At 52.2% G+C, this 13,294-nt stretch carries 16 protein-coding genes; 6 read left to right on the top strand and 10 right to left on the bottom strand.

All coding sequences use genetic code 11. From position 1 onward, the window contains the following. Positions 1–348: 348 nt before the first annotated feature. The 4 genes from M0R89_RS00615 (at position 349) to M0R89_RS00600 (ending at position 2,539) form a co-directional block, all read left to right on the top strand. Positions 349–1,098 carry a recombinase family protein gene (locus M0R89_RS00615; RefSeq protein WP_248650632.1) on the top strand — a complete coding sequence of 250 codons (750 nt, stop codon included), beginning with the start codon at positions 349–351 and terminating at the stop codon, positions 1,096–1,098. Further along, positions 1,095–1,334, top strand: coding sequence for a hypothetical protein (locus M0R89_RS00610; RefSeq protein ID WP_248650631.1), 240 nt, complete (start codon positions 1,095–1,097; stop codon positions 1,332–1,334). The genes M0R89_RS00615 and M0R89_RS00610 overlap by 4 nt, the downstream gene beginning before the upstream one ends. A 507-nt stretch (positions 1,335–1,841) precedes the next feature. Continuing rightward, positions 1,842–2,183 carry an ArsR/SmtB family transcription factor gene (locus M0R89_RS00605; protein WP_248650630.1) on the top strand — a complete coding sequence of 114 codons (342 nt, stop codon included), beginning with the start codon at positions 1,842–1,844 and terminating at the stop codon, positions 2,181–2,183. A 179-nt stretch (positions 2,184–2,362) separates the two neighbouring features. Continuing rightward, a complete protein-coding gene (locus M0R89_RS00600) occupies positions 2,363–2,539 on the top strand; it encodes a hypothetical protein (protein ID WP_248650629.1) in 177 nt (58 codons plus the stop codon). 5 nt (positions 2,540–2,544) lie between these two features. On the opposite strand, the gene M0R89_RS00595 is transcribed toward M0R89_RS00600, so the two are convergent. Continuing rightward, entirely contained in the window at positions 2,545–2,925 is a 381-nt protein-coding gene (locus M0R89_RS00595; RefSeq protein ID WP_248650628.1) for a hypothetical protein, read from the bottom strand. A 137-nt stretch (positions 2,926–3,062) separates the two neighbouring features. Here M0R89_RS00595 and M0R89_RS00590 point away from each other — a divergent pair, with 137 nt between their 5' ends. Beyond that, entirely contained in the window at positions 3,063–4,475 is a 1,413-nt protein-coding gene (locus M0R89_RS00590; RefSeq protein WP_248650627.1) for a restriction endonuclease, read from the top strand. Between the two features lie 2 nt (positions 4,476–4,477). Here the strand turns inward: M0R89_RS00590 and M0R89_RS00585 are convergent, their stop codons facing one another. Next, positions 4,478–5,611 (bottom strand): DNA-methyltransferase, encoded by a 1,134-nt coding sequence (locus M0R89_RS00585; protein WP_248650626.1) that lies wholly within the window; start codon positions 5,609–5,611, stop codon positions 4,478–4,480. Positions 5,612–6,148: 537 nt separating this feature from the next. Next, the gene (locus tag M0R89_RS00580) at positions 6,149–6,466 is read right to left on the bottom strand and encodes a hypothetical protein (RefSeq protein ID WP_248650625.1); all 318 of its coding nucleotides are present in this window, start codon (positions 6,464–6,466) and stop codon (positions 6,149–6,151) included. 71 nt (positions 6,467–6,537) lie between these two features. Between M0R89_RS00580 and M0R89_RS00575 the strand changes: the two genes are divergently transcribed. Beyond that, positions 6,538–6,759, top strand: a complete 222-nt coding sequence (locus M0R89_RS00575) for a hypothetical protein (protein ID WP_248650624.1) — start codon at positions 6,538–6,540, stop codon at positions 6,757–6,759. Between the two features lie 333 nt (positions 6,760–7,092). Here the strand turns inward: M0R89_RS00575 and M0R89_RS00570 are convergent, their stop codons facing one another. The 7 genes from M0R89_RS00570 to M0R89_RS00540 are packed head-to-tail and all read right to left on the bottom strand — an operon-like array spanning position 7,093 to position 13,288. After that, positions 7,093–8,121 carry a hypothetical protein gene (locus tag M0R89_RS00570; RefSeq protein ID WP_248650623.1) on the bottom strand — a complete coding sequence of 343 codons (1,029 nt, stop codon included), beginning with the start codon at positions 8,119–8,121 and terminating at the stop codon, positions 7,093–7,095. Next, positions 8,118–8,933 carry a DUF8125 domain-containing protein gene (locus tag M0R89_RS00565; RefSeq protein WP_248650622.1) on the bottom strand — a complete coding sequence of 272 codons (816 nt, stop codon included), beginning with the start codon at positions 8,931–8,933 and terminating at the stop codon, positions 8,118–8,120. The genes M0R89_RS00570 and M0R89_RS00565 overlap by 4 nt, the downstream gene beginning before the upstream one ends. 15 nt (positions 8,934–8,948) lie before the next feature. After that, positions 8,949–9,677, bottom strand: coding sequence for a DUF8063 family protein (locus tag M0R89_RS00560; RefSeq protein WP_248650621.1), 729 nt, complete (start codon positions 9,675–9,677; stop codon positions 8,949–8,951). Between the two features lie 22 nt (positions 9,678–9,699). Beyond that, entirely contained in the window at positions 9,700–9,879 is a 180-nt protein-coding gene (locus M0R89_RS00555; protein ID WP_248650620.1) for a hypothetical protein, read from the bottom strand. Continuing rightward, a complete protein-coding gene (locus M0R89_RS00550; protein WP_248650619.1) occupies positions 9,879–11,003 on the bottom strand; it encodes a hypothetical protein in 1,125 nt (374 codons plus the stop codon). The genes M0R89_RS00555 and M0R89_RS00550 overlap by 1 nt, the downstream gene beginning before the upstream one ends. A gap of 40 nt (positions 11,004–11,043) precedes the next feature. Further along, entirely contained in the window at positions 11,044–11,880 is an 837-nt protein-coding gene (locus M0R89_RS00545) for a hypothetical protein (RefSeq protein WP_248650618.1), read from the bottom strand. 1 nt (position 11,881) lies between these two features. Then, the gene (locus M0R89_RS00540; protein ID WP_248650617.1) at positions 11,882–13,288 is read right to left on the bottom strand and encodes an Env/VP5 family phage fusion protein; all 1,407 of its coding nucleotides are present in this window, start codon (positions 13,286–13,288) and stop codon (positions 11,882–11,884) included. Between the last annotated feature and the right edge of the window lie 6 nt (positions 13,289–13,294).

The raw sequence follows: 13,294 nt of genomic DNA, 5'->3' as shown, positions 1-13,294 counted from the left end.
CACGGACTATAGCAGGCAGAATAGCAGGATGTCGATTAACGTCCTCTATGTGCATCTCCAACCAGTGCCACAGCAACCGGGGTGTAAGCGCCTAATACGAAGTATCCAAGATTTTCCAGCCATTGAGTCTCTACAGACTGGATAAGATTCACTGATCCTACGATTCCTGCGATTATCAATAGTCCGATACGTACTTGGTTTTGATTGAGTGTCATCAGGTCGACGTGACTGGCTCACTCGGGATAAGGGTTACATCGCATTGGGTTGTAAGCTGGTGTCCACTTGTTTCCAGCTTGTAAGCAACCCGGTGTAACTTATAAGGGCGGAGAGTTGTAAGCGTCGACCGCAATGTCTAGTACAAGTGACAACCAGTGGGCGACCTATATCAGGAAGTCCACAGAGGAACAGGACGACCAACATCAACGACAAGACATCAAAGACTGGTTCGACTACAAAGACATCCCTGTCGCGGACGTAGATTTCTACTCAGAGGCAGGCAGTGGAGCATCAAGTAACCGTGACGAGTTCAACGACCTTCTGAACGCAATTGAGAATGGCGAATATTCGGACGTGGTGGTTTGGGAAGTTTCCCGGATCGCCCGGAAAGGCGAGTTGGCACAACGATTCTTCGACTCCTGCGAAGACGCAGGCGTAACCATCCATGTGACCAATGGTTCCGTCAGGAAAATCGAAGCTGATGGAACAGGCCGTCTAGTCGCAGACATCATCGCGAGCGTTGCAGCTGAGGAGCGACGACAGCTTATCCGACGAACAGAGTCCGGACAGAGACGCGCCCGGGAGCAAGGAAAATGGTTGGGGCAGACCCCTGTTGGGTTCGTTCGGAGTGACGAAGGGTATCTGAAGCCGAACCTGAATCCTGACTACGATTCTGGCGAAACCGGGTTTTTCGACGTGGCAGACGCCTTAGAACGGGTTGAGTCCGGGGAGTCGTACAACAAGACTGCCGAAAACACACCGAATCTTACCCGGCAGACACTTTCAAAGATTCATCAGGACGACGACCGTCGTGGATGGTACATCGAGGGAGAGGCCGAGGATGACCGTGTTCAGGACGCATTGACTGAGGTGGATGTATGAGCTACTCGAGTATTGCTTTGGAAGATATTGTCGGGATACTGATCTGCTACGGGGTGTTAGCTCACATGTTCCTGATTATGCCTCCATATAACCCCATCTGGGTGTTTGCTGGTCTTTTTCTTCTAACAGCCCCGATTTTTGTTCCTGTGTTTGTGATACTCTACATCTGGGAAGTAGTTGAGGAGTTAGTGTTGACGGACTCATTACCTCGTCAGGCGACGTTGGACGAGTTCTGAAACTCGGTATTGGTTGCTGTCACGGACTGTAACACTCGTTCTGTTCTGTTGATAAAGGGAGAGGCGTCTAGACGCTTCGCTTGCAACCGAGGATTATAGACTGTTGCACTACTGCTTCTGCTGCAACTCCTACCTTCTCCGAGGGTTCAAGCCTGCAAAGTCAACGAGATAGATTGTGACCAATAGTTCCCAGACTGAGAGTACGAGCATTGTTCTTGAAGGAATCTCGCGGAGCGAGATTACTGAAGAGTTTGTTACCGAATTAGCAGAGCTTGCCGACCACCATGAGCTTGAAGTCTCGGGTGTCTCTGTCTTACAGGACTGAAATCAATACTATCGGAATTTGGCAGAGGAGGATTACTGACACAATTTCTAACGCGATACGGACAACTGATTCGAATTTCCAGTTTTAGCGTTTCCTCGGAACCGAGGGATTGCGCCACTCACTTAACCCTTAATTTCAGTTTGAGGACAGGGTATATCCCTTGTGAACCACGAACCCCTAATATGGCTGACGCAACCAAACCAATCACAGATCACGTACTCCTTGATGTCCTTGGAGACTCGCCCCGAACACGCATACTGACAGTCCTGATCGACCACCCAGACAAAGAGTTCGACGCTGAACATCTCGCGGAATACGCAGGCGTCAACGCGGACACAGTACGCGACCACATCCCTGCGTTACGTGCGTGGGGCGTTGTTCGAGACGAGGAGGTCATACAGACGAACAAGGACAGTGACGCTGTAGCGGCGTTCGCAGACGCAGAATGGGCGTTGACAGAGTATCTGGCGTCGAAAGAAGATGTTGGAGAGGTTGACGATGATATGAACCCAATCGACTCATGACCTGCCGAGACGACGACGAAGACGAAACTCCTGAAATCCCTGAGTCAGTGTTAGAGGGCGCGAAACAGATTGCTGAAGGGGAGACAGTGAGCAAAGAGGAACTGTTGGAAGACGCGAAGGACAGTACCGACTCTAACTAATCCCAACCCCAATACTACCGAGCGTCTAGACGAATCCACATGGACCTGAATACGAGAGCGCGAATTGCACGCGCACTTGGAACCTCAGAGGATTTTGAGAACGAGCGAATCAGCGTTATCGGTGCTGACAACGACCTGCCAGACGATGCAGAAACTCGGACGTTGGTCATCCGGGTTGAGAAAGACGAAACCGAATACGCGAACAGCGGAGAATAAGCGGGTTACAGCGTGAGAATGTGGCGTTCTTCTTCCGGGACTACCCGCTCCGGGTCTTCCCCGACCTTGACTAGATGGTGGTAATCGGCAAACTTCGGAGGGTTGGATTCCTCAACGTGCTTGAACGTCTCCCCAACCAGTCTATCCGCGTCAGGATTGTCAATGTCAATTCCTTCGATATGGTGGTCTACAAGGACGTTAATCCCCATCTCGGTCTTCAGCATCAGGATGTCGCTGTAATCATCAACCAACCTGATTACGTCTGTGACGGTGAACTCGGATTCAACAGATGGAAGCCAGCGGTCTAGTTCAGTTCGTCCTCGGTTTCTGATGCTGATGGTTTCGATGCTGTGCGTCTCGTTCGATGTCTCGTCTTGGGTTGACATCAACAGGGTGTCGAGAAGGGACAAGGGATAAGGGTTCTATCAGTTACAGTTATGAATCTACACGGAATGACTATCGGCTGGAAGTCGTGACAGCTCCGGAATACCTATAGACCCATGCTGTGACGCACGAAAACAAGATGGCCCAAAAGGACACCGACCTCCCCTTCGGTGACGCCTTCTCCCCCGGCTCACTCATCAAAGACGGAGAAGTACAGTTACCACTCGTCCTCGAACTTGTAAAGAAACACGAAGGAGACGTAGACGCATTCACCGAAGAGATCGCAGACATCTTCTACCCGGACTCCCCGAACCCAGAGACCTACGCAAAAAATGTTCCACTCGCCCTCGGCGCGGGTGACAAAGACGGATACGAACTCGTCACCGACGACTTCTACTTCACCGAGGTAGGTGAAGAACTCTACAATATCCGGAATGACGAAGACGAACTATACGACAGACTCGCCCAACACATTCTACTCAATCTCCATGGCCGCAAATGCGTCGACATAATCGACGATCTGAAACTCGGCGGTGAAGCGACGACCACTCACAATATCGCTCGAGAACTTCGGCGACAGTACGGCATCTACATGAAGGAATCCAGCACGCACTGGAACCAAATGCGAGGCTGGATGGCGCAAGCCGATCTCATCAACACGAACACCCACCATATCAAACTCGACCATGAGAAAATCGACCAACTCATCGGTCTCGACACAGAAGACCGATTAAGTCTAGACGGTCTGTCCCCTGCTCAACGCGCTTTCCTTCTCACCCTTGCCCGAATCGATCCGGACGACCCGATACGCAACAACAAAGTCCGAGAACTGGCCGAAGACACCTACGACGACATCTACTTCGACAGTAAAAGCACCACCTCACAGATTCTCGACCCGCTTACCGAAGCCGGATTCATTGAATACGAACACACGGCAGACAACCCTTCCAAACCGAGTGAGGTGTGGTTAACCAGTAAAGCAGAAGCAGACGTTTTGGAACCGCTTCTAGAAGACGCACAAGAACGAACCGGAGTTCCACGCGCAGTGCTACGTCAGTCATTCGATGAGATTCGGAGGGACATGGAGTCCGATATGAACTACCTGAAAGGCCGAGCATTGGAAGCATTCGCTATCCGAATCGGCCTCATGCTCAATTTAGAGTTCGAGGACTGGCGAGTACGAGGTGTGGAAACAGGCGGAGCAGAAGTCGACGTGGTCATGGACCAGACCGGAATCTCGCTCAACAGGTGGCAGATACAGTGCAAGAACACAAAGGAATCCGACCAAGACATCCGGACGAAACACGTCGCCAAGGAAGTCGGAATTTCTCGGATGGTTCAGTCCAATACCATTCTCATGTTCACCCGGGCAGACGTAGTTCCAGATGCCCGTCAGTACGCCCGGCAAGTCATGCAGAAGGAGAATCTCGTCATTCTGTTCTTGACCGGTGACGACCTTGACCAACTAGACGACGACCCAGACCACCTCAGCCGCACTCTCAAACGGCAAGTCAACCGTATCCGAGAACTAAAAGCGATTAGTGACGACTGACGTTAGTCCATCAGTTCCACGACCTCATCCCAGTCCTGCTGGGCATCCGGCTTCGTAATTTCTTCCATCTTCATGAACCGCAACTTCGACGTTCGGAGGTACTTCTTCTGGTACTCGAACGCCAACCACTTTCGTTCAAGGTCCTGAGCAACACGGCCAGTCATGTTCGACCCTGCAAAGATGTCTAGGACGGTATCGTCCGGCTGTGTAAGGAACTTGATGAAGAACTCGGGGAGTTGACGGGGGAAGCGAGCGGGATGTGGGTCCAAGCCGGTTTCCTTGCAGGCGTTGAGGTAGTGCGTGTTCGACGCAGTATTCGCAAGTTCCAGCACATTATCATCAACGTATTGTGACAGGATACTCTCAACTAGCTCATCGAGAACGTCATTTTCGGCTGCAACGTCAATGAGTTCTTGCGAGATGTCTGCGTCTTCTAGAATCTCCACGAACTCAGGGGCATAGTCGCTACTGTTAACTGAATCCCAGAAATTCGGACGGATTGCACCGTCTGCGTCCTCCGGGTCATCGAACGTGTCGCTGATGTCGTGTCCGGACGGACGTTTCTTGTCACGGTAGCCCTCGTCCATCAGCTTCTTCTGTGAATCGCTGTACTCCTTGAGGACACGCCGATTGTCCGCCTCGGGGCGTTCGGACTTGGAGAACCACCAAACGTGATTCACGGCGTCCTTCACCCGAATGCGTTCAATTGTGACCCATTGTGCGGGCGTCGGGAGTTTCGCTGGGTTGTACCAGTAGAAGTCTTGTGCGAGATTGAAAGGCCCCTCGTCGCCCGCGATCTGTGTCAGGAGTTCGAAGTGGTAGAGCGACCGAACGGGCTTCCCTTTCTCCCATCCTCCGCCAATATCAACGACAAAGCTCCCGTCCTCGGTGAGAACGCGGTACACTTTGTCCACGAACTCCATGAACCATTCATTGTAGTCCTCGGGGTCTTCGTTGCCGTACTCCTTCTTCTTGCGAAGTCCGAAGGGCGGGGAAGTGACGACAAGATCAATGCTGTTCTCGGGGAGTTCATCGAGAAGCTCCTTGCTGTCCCCTTGGAAAGCAGCACCGTCCGACGTTTCGTAGTACGCCTCCGAATCAGGTAGAAGACTTGTTATCTCAGTATTTCCGTCCATAGTTGATTCAATAGGTTCCGTGGTTTGGCCGCTTGTTGATGTCATGATTTCCGGGGCTACCTGATTGTATCGTTTTCTATCCATCCTACGTCGCGTAGGATGGCCGTCAGTCTACGTCTTGCAGAGCTGATTTATAAATGTTCACCATCCTACGTTGGAGAGTTAGGACTATGTATGACGATTTCGAACAGCTAGGTAAGCGGAATGGCGCGTTCACGGAATGAATCGACGGGGAAGTACGAGGAGGTTTACAGTGACGATGAGATTCTGAATCTGCTGCGAGGAACACGTTTGGGGACCTCCGAGATAGCTGACCGTCTAGACTGTCACCGGACAACAGCACACGATAAACTTGTGGGTCTTCGTGAGCGTGACTGTGTTGAGTCGACCCGAGTTGGGAATACTCTCTTATGGGAACTAGCAGGCGAAGAATAGCCTGTATAGTAGGACTTGGTTAGGAGAATAACCGGCTGAACGTCCACATCGACAACCCCATCAGCAGAAACGAGAATAAGACAAACGCAATATCTGGCCCTGTCATACCTTGCCTTCGACTATCTCGTTAACGAAGCCCATCACAGACCCCTCATCAAGAACTATCCGGCGAACGAGTTCAGCTTGCTCACGTCGCAACGCTTGATTCTCTGCTTCAAGCAGTTCAACGTCGCAGGCAAGGTCTCGACGTTCATCTTCGACCGTATGCAGGTTTTGACGTGCAATCTCTTTCTCCTTCCTGAGACGCTCGTTCTCCTGTTCTAGTTCGTGCAGGCGCTCTAACGTTGCTTCTGTAAGGTCGTCTCCGGAAACCGATTGTTTGTCAGTCGATTCTGTGATTCTATCAATGTCTGTTGACATACACAGCCCCGTCGAGGACTCTCAAGGGATAAGGGTTACATTCATAACCATACCATCGGCACATAGACTGTATGACGGTAACAGCAGTCGTCAACTTCTACGAAGACGGAGAAGACATGCTTGGATACGTCGAGATCGAGAACGCGCCACTACCACGTGAAGGAGAAATCGTATACACAGAATGGGGCGTATATGAGGTCCAGCAAGTTCGACATGACACCTACCAAAAGAGCCGGGTGAAAGCTCCTGAAATCATTCTCGACGTTGAAGACGTATCCGACGACTACGAATAATCGGTTCTCACACGCACACGCTCTCGTTTGACTGCTGGATTGGAGTCCTCTCTACGTCTAATTATAGTCACGTAAACGTAATCAGTGAGAACCGTAGCGAGAACGCGTAACACGTCGAATGCCGGTGAAAACTCTGTCTAGACGAACTAGTGTCCGTTTCCATTAAACCCAGTACAGGTATAGAAACGTTCTACGTACTGTATTCGTCAGAATCGTGCATCGGACAGGCGGCGTGGTTAACCCTTTAACGCGCCCGCGTACACGCGAAAACTCAGAACCAAGAAAACAAACCCTGAAACGACCGTGAACAAGGAATGCCGGATGTCCGGTCAGTCACGAATGGGATTTGACCGCACGCCGCACAGTCTTCTCGCTCACGTCGAACACATCCGCAACCTCTGCCTGCGTCAAATCCTGACTCTCATATGCGGTAGCCATCCACCGATCACGTTGCTGTTTGATGTCCTGTTCGTCGTCCTCCTCCTCGATACACCAATCCCAATCCGTCTCTTCCAACGTGTCGTAGGTCCAGTCCGCCGCAGGAATCCCTGACAGGCTGAACAGTTCATCTTCCGGCTCACCGTTCTCAATCGTCTCATACACCGTTGCGGACTTCTTGTTCTCCTTCCAAACCGTCTTGGACAGGCGTCGAACGTCAGGGTGAACGTCCATCCCGGTGTGACCGATAATCACCACCGATACCCCCGACTTCCGCATGAGCTTCAACGTCGAAGACAGATTTTGTTCGACCTTCGCCCGGTGGTGGCTATACCCGGAAGCGTGGCTACTGAACTCGTCACCAATGAATAGCTTGGGCGTATCCTTTTCGACGCCCTCCATGTCACCGTTAATCCAGTCGTGCAACTTCTCTACGTCCGTAATCTCGAAGTCAGCTTCCTTCGCACTCCGGATGTTAGTCCCAACAACTCCACCAGTCGCACTTTTCCAGAGTTCTGCAAGGAGGAGGGCGAGATCGGTCTTCCCCGAACCCATGTGTCCGTACACGGTTGTCACGCCCGCCGTCCGCGTGATGAACTCGCGTAGGCGCTCGTACAACTGTACGCCCGAGATGTCGTTGCTGTTGTTGACGACACCGCTGGCGAACTGCATCTGCGACACATTCCCACTCTCCACAGCCTGCCGAACATTCTGTGAGACTGCACGTCGGAGGAGACGTTGGAACAACGGGTGGTCTTCCGGGTAGTATGCCTCTTCAGACGGTTTGTGGTGCTGGACGAACGAATCCAACAGGTTAACCTCCCGTTCGGTAAGCAACCCGGCTTCTTCGAGCGCGTCAACGCCATCCTCACGCTTCAGCAATTCGCGGAGTTGAGCCGCCGAGTATCCGGCGTTGTCGCTCATGCGTCCACCTCCCCTTCGTTAGGGATGTCGCCACGGGAGACGCTGGATTTCGCCTCCTCAAACCCGGTTTGTTCCACTGAATCAGGTGCTTCGACATCTTCGAGGGAGTCAATCTCGTTCATGATTTCGTCACGGACAGCACGACTGTCGTGCGCGGTCAGATCCACCGTCTCGTTACCAATGCTCTGCCAAACGCGGCTTTCGATGTTGTCGATGATGCTGGGAAGTTTCGCGCTGAACTCTTGCCCGACACGCGCCCAGTAACGATTCCGACCACGGTTCGCACGGATCTCCTGCTCGTTGTTCATGATTTCAGTATCGGACGCTGCACCACGCCATGTACCGGTAATCTCGCCGTCCTCTGGATTGAAATCCCGACCCACCCAGCACGGACTTCCGTGGATTTGGAATTTATGCAGACGGCCTTCTCGGACGGTTAATTCTTCCGCGTTTTGAGGAGACGACACCCATAGGTCAGGCGTTTCCTCGTCTATCGCGTTAATGTCGTACAAATATTGCAGGTCAGGGTTCCAGAGTCGTTTCACGAACCAGATGGTTGCAGGACTGAACACAATCCCGAAACCAACGAGAGACACCCCAAACACCTTGATTTGATCCATCGTCGCCGGAGCAATCTCGATACTATGACCGGTCAACAGCCACCCACCAACACCGATGAGTGTGAGACTGGCAATACCAGTTAGAGACAGGATTTTGATGCCTTTCAGCCGTGTCTTTGCACGGTCGAGTTTGAGTCGTTCAATAGTCTGTTCAGCTACCGTAGAGTCGTCGTTAGAATCGTTGTTACTCATAGAGAAATCACCAAATCACGGCTTGTAGTCCTCGATAACGTTCGTCCACCCATTCTTAATCTTCCTTCTCTTGTATGCGACGAACGCCAAACCGACGAGGATGATACTTGATCCGCCAGCCGCCCCACTAAGGTAGATATGAACGGTTTTGATGCCATTCACGAGGAATGGCGTTTCAGGGTTGGAGATGTAGTCCAAATCCTCTGAAGTTCCAATCCAAAGCTCCTTATCCCCACTTTTCTCAGTCGCCCGCATATGGACGACATTACGACCGCTAGATAACGTTTCGTCAGTGAAGGCCACATCCCCTCCTTGCTTGTTTTTATCAACGCTGTACGGGTCTGTGATGGAGATTTGTTGCGGGGTCTCACTTTCGATGACAATTGTGACGACTTCGCTGTCCCAGTCAACAGCAACGACTGACGTGGAATTGTCTATCTTTTGGTAGTGGCGTGGGATGCATTGTTTCGTCGTGGTTCCTCCTTGCTTCGTGACGACTTGGATGCAGTCTTGATTGGTCTGTCCCGAGGTAGCCCCGGTAGCCGGAGTTGTCGTCGTTGTCGTCGAGGATTGTTGGTTGGTAGTCGATACGTCTGTGGTCGTTGTTGTGGGCGTCTGCGTAGTCGTAGTGTTGTGCGTGGGCGTACTCGTGGTACTGCCCGTGTCCGCACCTGCAACACCGATACCACTAGTGGCTACGAGAATGACCAGCAGCGCCGCTATACTCGTTTTGCTTGTCTGCATAGTTATGACTGAAAGAACCGCGTCAGAGAGGCGAGATTGCCTCCTGAACCTGTTGCTCGATGAACGATTCAACTGCACCGGTCGCCATTGAGATAACGTCTATCCCCGCGATTTGCGCTATCAACACCAATGCGACGATAGCGATGATCGGCTTCAGGAAGTCGTCAAGGATGCTGAACACGAACGACAGGAGGAAGAACATCAACTACCTCCCTCCCGGAACCAAAGCGCGACACCGATAACGGACATTAGGACTCCGAGGGCAATCTGTCCTGTCCGTAACCCGGCGAACACGGTTGAGAGACCGCCAAGGACAGAACTGATACCATCATTGAACGTCTCCGAGGAAACACCTCCACCGCTGTTCGCCTCATACAACAGGCCATGTGATTCGACAGTAGCGTTACCGTGAACCATCAGATCGTACTCATCGTAACCGCTCACTGCATCAAGCGTCATAAGGGTCGTCTCATTACCAACGTCTGCGTGCGTCTCTGACAGCTTGATACGCTCCCCGGACGTAGTATTCACTCCATAGAGCGAAGCATCCAGACTGCCGTTCGAGACCTCCAGATACGCCTTATCAACCGTCTCGTTCGAGTCAGACGTGAACGTGTACGTGGTCTTCGCGTCGTTCGGGTAAGGGTCGTTGTGATCGTAGATACTGTCTCCATCAGTATCCTCGGTCGGGAACTCAATCTTAACGTTATCAACCGCGTTATCGCCGGAACTCCCCGTCCATCCACGATACGAAACAAGCGAACCGGAAGCAGAGGGGTTAGAGATCGAGTACGTCAGGACAGTCTGCCCATCAATCCCAACAGTGACATCACCCTGATCATACAGGATTGATGAGTCGTAGGAGTCCTTCCCATAACTGTACGACGCCGATTTCAGGGTATTCCCTGACGATTCATTAACGAGTTTGACAGTGCCTTTCCCCTCCGTGAAGACGACACTATACCCAGTGTTTGCTGATGTCGCGTCATCACCAAACACCATGATATTGACGTTACCACCGGTAATTCGAACGGTTTGGTTAAGACGGACAGTGTCACTGCTGACCTGTGAGTACGTCCACCGTCCGTTAGACGACGAACCTGCCGGTGAGACGATGAACCGGTCACTCGTTGAGTCGTAGGTTGCTGATCCTGATTTGACGAGTTCGTCTGGGTTCGTTGACCCGTCGCTGTTGAACACTGTGTACCATCCTGTCGTCGCGAGAGTTACCCCCGTAACTACGTTTGCGACGACAAGCACTGCTATTATGACTGCTACCGTTTGTCTGGTTCTGTTCTCACCTCCATTATCGTTTGAGTTGAACATGCGTTAGTGTCACCTCCAAAGAGAAGCGTCTAGACAGTGGTTAGTCCCGGCTCAGAAGCACAATCCCGAGACCAGCGACAAACACAACGATACCGCCGAGTTGCGCGTCACTCAGACCGAACCCACTAGACGAACCGGACGAGGAACCGGAACCGGTGTACGCCTCGTAAATCAGGCCGTGCGACTGAACAGTTGCGTTACCTTCGAACTCGATGGTGTACGTGTCGTAAGTACCGTCGTCAACACTCACTTCGACAAGCTCGGACGAACTGTTAACCTGCACATTATCCATCGAACCAACAACCGAACCGTTCGCCGTCACGGTCACGTCGAAAGTACCGTTCGATGCTTCAACGTAAGCAGACGAGACGGTCTCGTTGTCAGACGCATTCTCCGTGAACGTCTGCGGAGCGTTGTCAGGGTACTCGTCCTGACTGTCCGACACACCGTCATCGTCCGAGTCAATGTCGTAGCTGATAGAGTCCGTGTACTGAGTCCCGTTCACCGTGTACGCCACGTCAACACTCCCGGAGAGCGGGACATCAGCAATATCGACATACAGCATACTATCCGTGTTATTCCCGGAGAACGTCGAAATCGTCGCCACAGCCCCTTGCTCAACCACGTAGTCGGTTGAGACAGTGGTTCCGTTCAGCGTCACAGAGTCGATTGTGACGTTAGTCGTGGCGTTCATCGCGTCAACCCCTACTGCAATCCCAGTACGGTCGTCTGTACTGTTGTCCGCCGGGTCGGGGAAGACGACGCCTTCGTTTCCAGACACAGTTCCAGCGATTGCTGGTCCTGCGAATACCGATGCTACTACCGCAAGCGCTGCCATGAGGGCAGCAAACCGTTTCGTTGTATCGTTGTTACTCATTCTAGTTCTTACCTCGACTTGAGATGAGGGCGAGACCGCCGAGAATGGCGAGAATCGCCCCAATCTGTTTCATGGACACGTTGTCCAGACCTGTTCCACTAGACGAACCCCCACCGGCAGTCGGCTCACGCTCCTCAATCTCCATGCGGAGCGTCTGCATATCCTCCATCTTCTCAAGCAACCCGCTCGCGTCACTCGTCTTGTAGACGTATTCACGAGTCTGAATCGACTGAATCTCATCACCTGACTTGTCAGTCATATTCTGAATGACGAACTCCCCTTCGACGGTTTTGAGACCGCCGTCGAGGGTCGCCAAGTTAACTGGCCCTGAGAAATTCGACGCAGTATACGTCGTATTCGTCTCCCAAGTCCCGTTCGGAGGGTTGTCGGCAAGCAGGAGACCCTCGTAGGTCTGACCATCCATCTGGACAGTCATATACCCGGATTCGTTCAGATTCGGGGTTTCAAGACCCATTGCGGCGAGACCTGCAACCGTATTATACATCCCCGACGAATTCTTCGCGTCAACCCCTTGCTCGAACATCAGGGTCGTCCGCGACATTACGTCAGAAGCGTTGATACGGTCTTCTTGGTAGGCATCCCACGTCGAATCGACGTAGGGATCAACCTCGCTTTGGAGCGAGGAGGCCTTACTGCCAAGTTTGTTCCATCGAGTTTCGAATTGCTGGAACTCCAGATATTGGAGCCGGGAGTAATCAGACGATGGAGGGGCAACTGCAATCCCCTGCAGATAGACCTGAGACCCATCAAAATTCCCTTCAGACTCGAAAGTCCCTACGTACAGACTGTTGTACGAAGGTTTCTGTGTCATTCCGGAGACAGTCACGATTGCTGGGGTGCTGTACCCCGACATGTTCATCCGGAGTGAAGACACGTTGTGAGAGGTTTCGTTAACCAGCGTAATCTGTGTGGATGTGTAGTTAGTACTGTCAACTGATGTCGTCGCATCATCACGGCTCTCAGTTGCAGTATACACGTAGTCGTCAGGGACCTTTTCCTCCATTACTGCACGTTGACGTAACGTATCTGCTGCCGTCAGCGATACATTCCACGTCTCAATCAGGTTGCGTTGTTTGACAGCGTAGTAATCCTCGATGGCTTCTTTCGCCGCGATCTTCGCTTCAGCCTTCGACTTCCCGTTTTTGTAGGCTTTGGCGATAGCTTTCTCGGCGTGCATCCACGCAACTGACTCTGTATCGTTCAAATAATTGTCCATCACCGTGAGCGAGTTCTGTGTCTGCGCCTTCTGCCCCGACGCAGCCGAGTAGATGTCGGTTTTGGTTTGGTTGGCGTCAGACTCCTGCATGTCCTCGATAACGTGGTCAACGTGGTTGTCCCCACACTTGTCCTCGTTAATCTGCCCTGCAGAGAACACGGCGACAACCATATCCAA

The sequence above is a fragment of the Halorussus limi genome (assembly GCF_023238205.1).
Taxonomy (GTDB): Archaea; Halobacteriota; Halobacteria; order Halobacteriales; family Haladaptataceae; genus Halorussus; species Halorussus limi.
The sequence above is the reverse complement of the archived record's forward strand: the minus strand, read 5'-3'. Positions and strand labels throughout refer to the sequence as shown.

Bases quoted from the DNA above. Each gene is read 5' to 3' on its own strand.
- M0R89_RS00550 (WP_248650619.1), bottom strand. From the start codon at position 11,003: ATGTTCAACTCAAACGATAATGGAGGTGAGAACAGAACCAGACAAACG.
- M0R89_RS00540 (WP_248650617.1), bottom strand. From the start codon at position 13,288: ATGGTTGTCGCCGTGTTCTCTGCAGGGCAGATTAACGAGGACAAGTGT.
- M0R89_RS00560 (WP_248650621.1), bottom strand. From the start codon at position 9,677: ATGCAGACAAGCAAAACGAGTATAGCGGCGCTGCTGGTCATTCTCGTA.
- M0R89_RS00595 (WP_248650628.1), bottom strand. From the start codon at position 2,925: ATGTCAACCCAAGACGAGACATCGAACGAGACGCACAGCATCGAAACC.
- M0R89_RS00590 (WP_248650627.1), top strand. From the start codon at position 3,063: ATGGCCCAAAAGGACACCGACCTCCCCTTCGGTGACGCCTTCTCCCCC.
- M0R89_RS00575 (WP_248650624.1), top strand. From the start codon at position 6,538: ATGACGGTAACAGCAGTCGTCAACTTCTACGAAGACGGAGAAGACATG.
- M0R89_RS00600 (WP_248650629.1), top strand. From the start codon at position 2,363: ATGGACCTGAATACGAGAGCGCGAATTGCACGCGCACTTGGAACCTCA.
- M0R89_RS00580 (WP_248650625.1), bottom strand. From the start codon at position 6,466: ATGTCAACAGACATTGATAGAATCACAGAATCGACTGACAAACAATCG.
- M0R89_RS00565 (WP_248650622.1), bottom strand. From the start codon at position 8,933: ATGAGTAACAACGATTCTAACGACGACTCTACGGTAGCTGAACAGACT.
- M0R89_RS00610 (WP_248650631.1), top strand. From the start codon at position 1,095: ATGAGCTACTCGAGTATTGCTTTGGAAGATATTGTCGGGATACTGATC.
- M0R89_RS00545 (WP_248650618.1), bottom strand. From the start codon at position 11,880: ATGAGTAACAACGATACAACGAAACGGTTTGCTGCCCTCATGGCAGCG.
- M0R89_RS00570 (WP_248650623.1), bottom strand. From the start codon at position 8,121: ATGAGCGACAACGCCGGATACTCGGCGGCTCAACTCCGCGAATTGCTG.
- M0R89_RS00605 (WP_248650630.1), top strand. From the start codon at position 1,842: ATGGCTGACGCAACCAAACCAATCACAGATCACGTACTCCTTGATGTC.
- M0R89_RS00585 (WP_248650626.1), bottom strand. From the start codon at position 5,611: ATGGACGGAAATACTGAGATAACAAGTCTTCTACCTGATTCGGAGGCG.
- M0R89_RS00615 (WP_248650632.1), top strand. From the start codon at position 349: ATGTCTAGTACAAGTGACAACCAGTGGGCGACCTATATCAGGAAGTCC.
- M0R89_RS00555 (WP_248650620.1), bottom strand. From the start codon at position 9,879: ATGTTCTTCCTCCTGTCGTTCGTGTTCAGCATCCTTGACGACTTCCTG.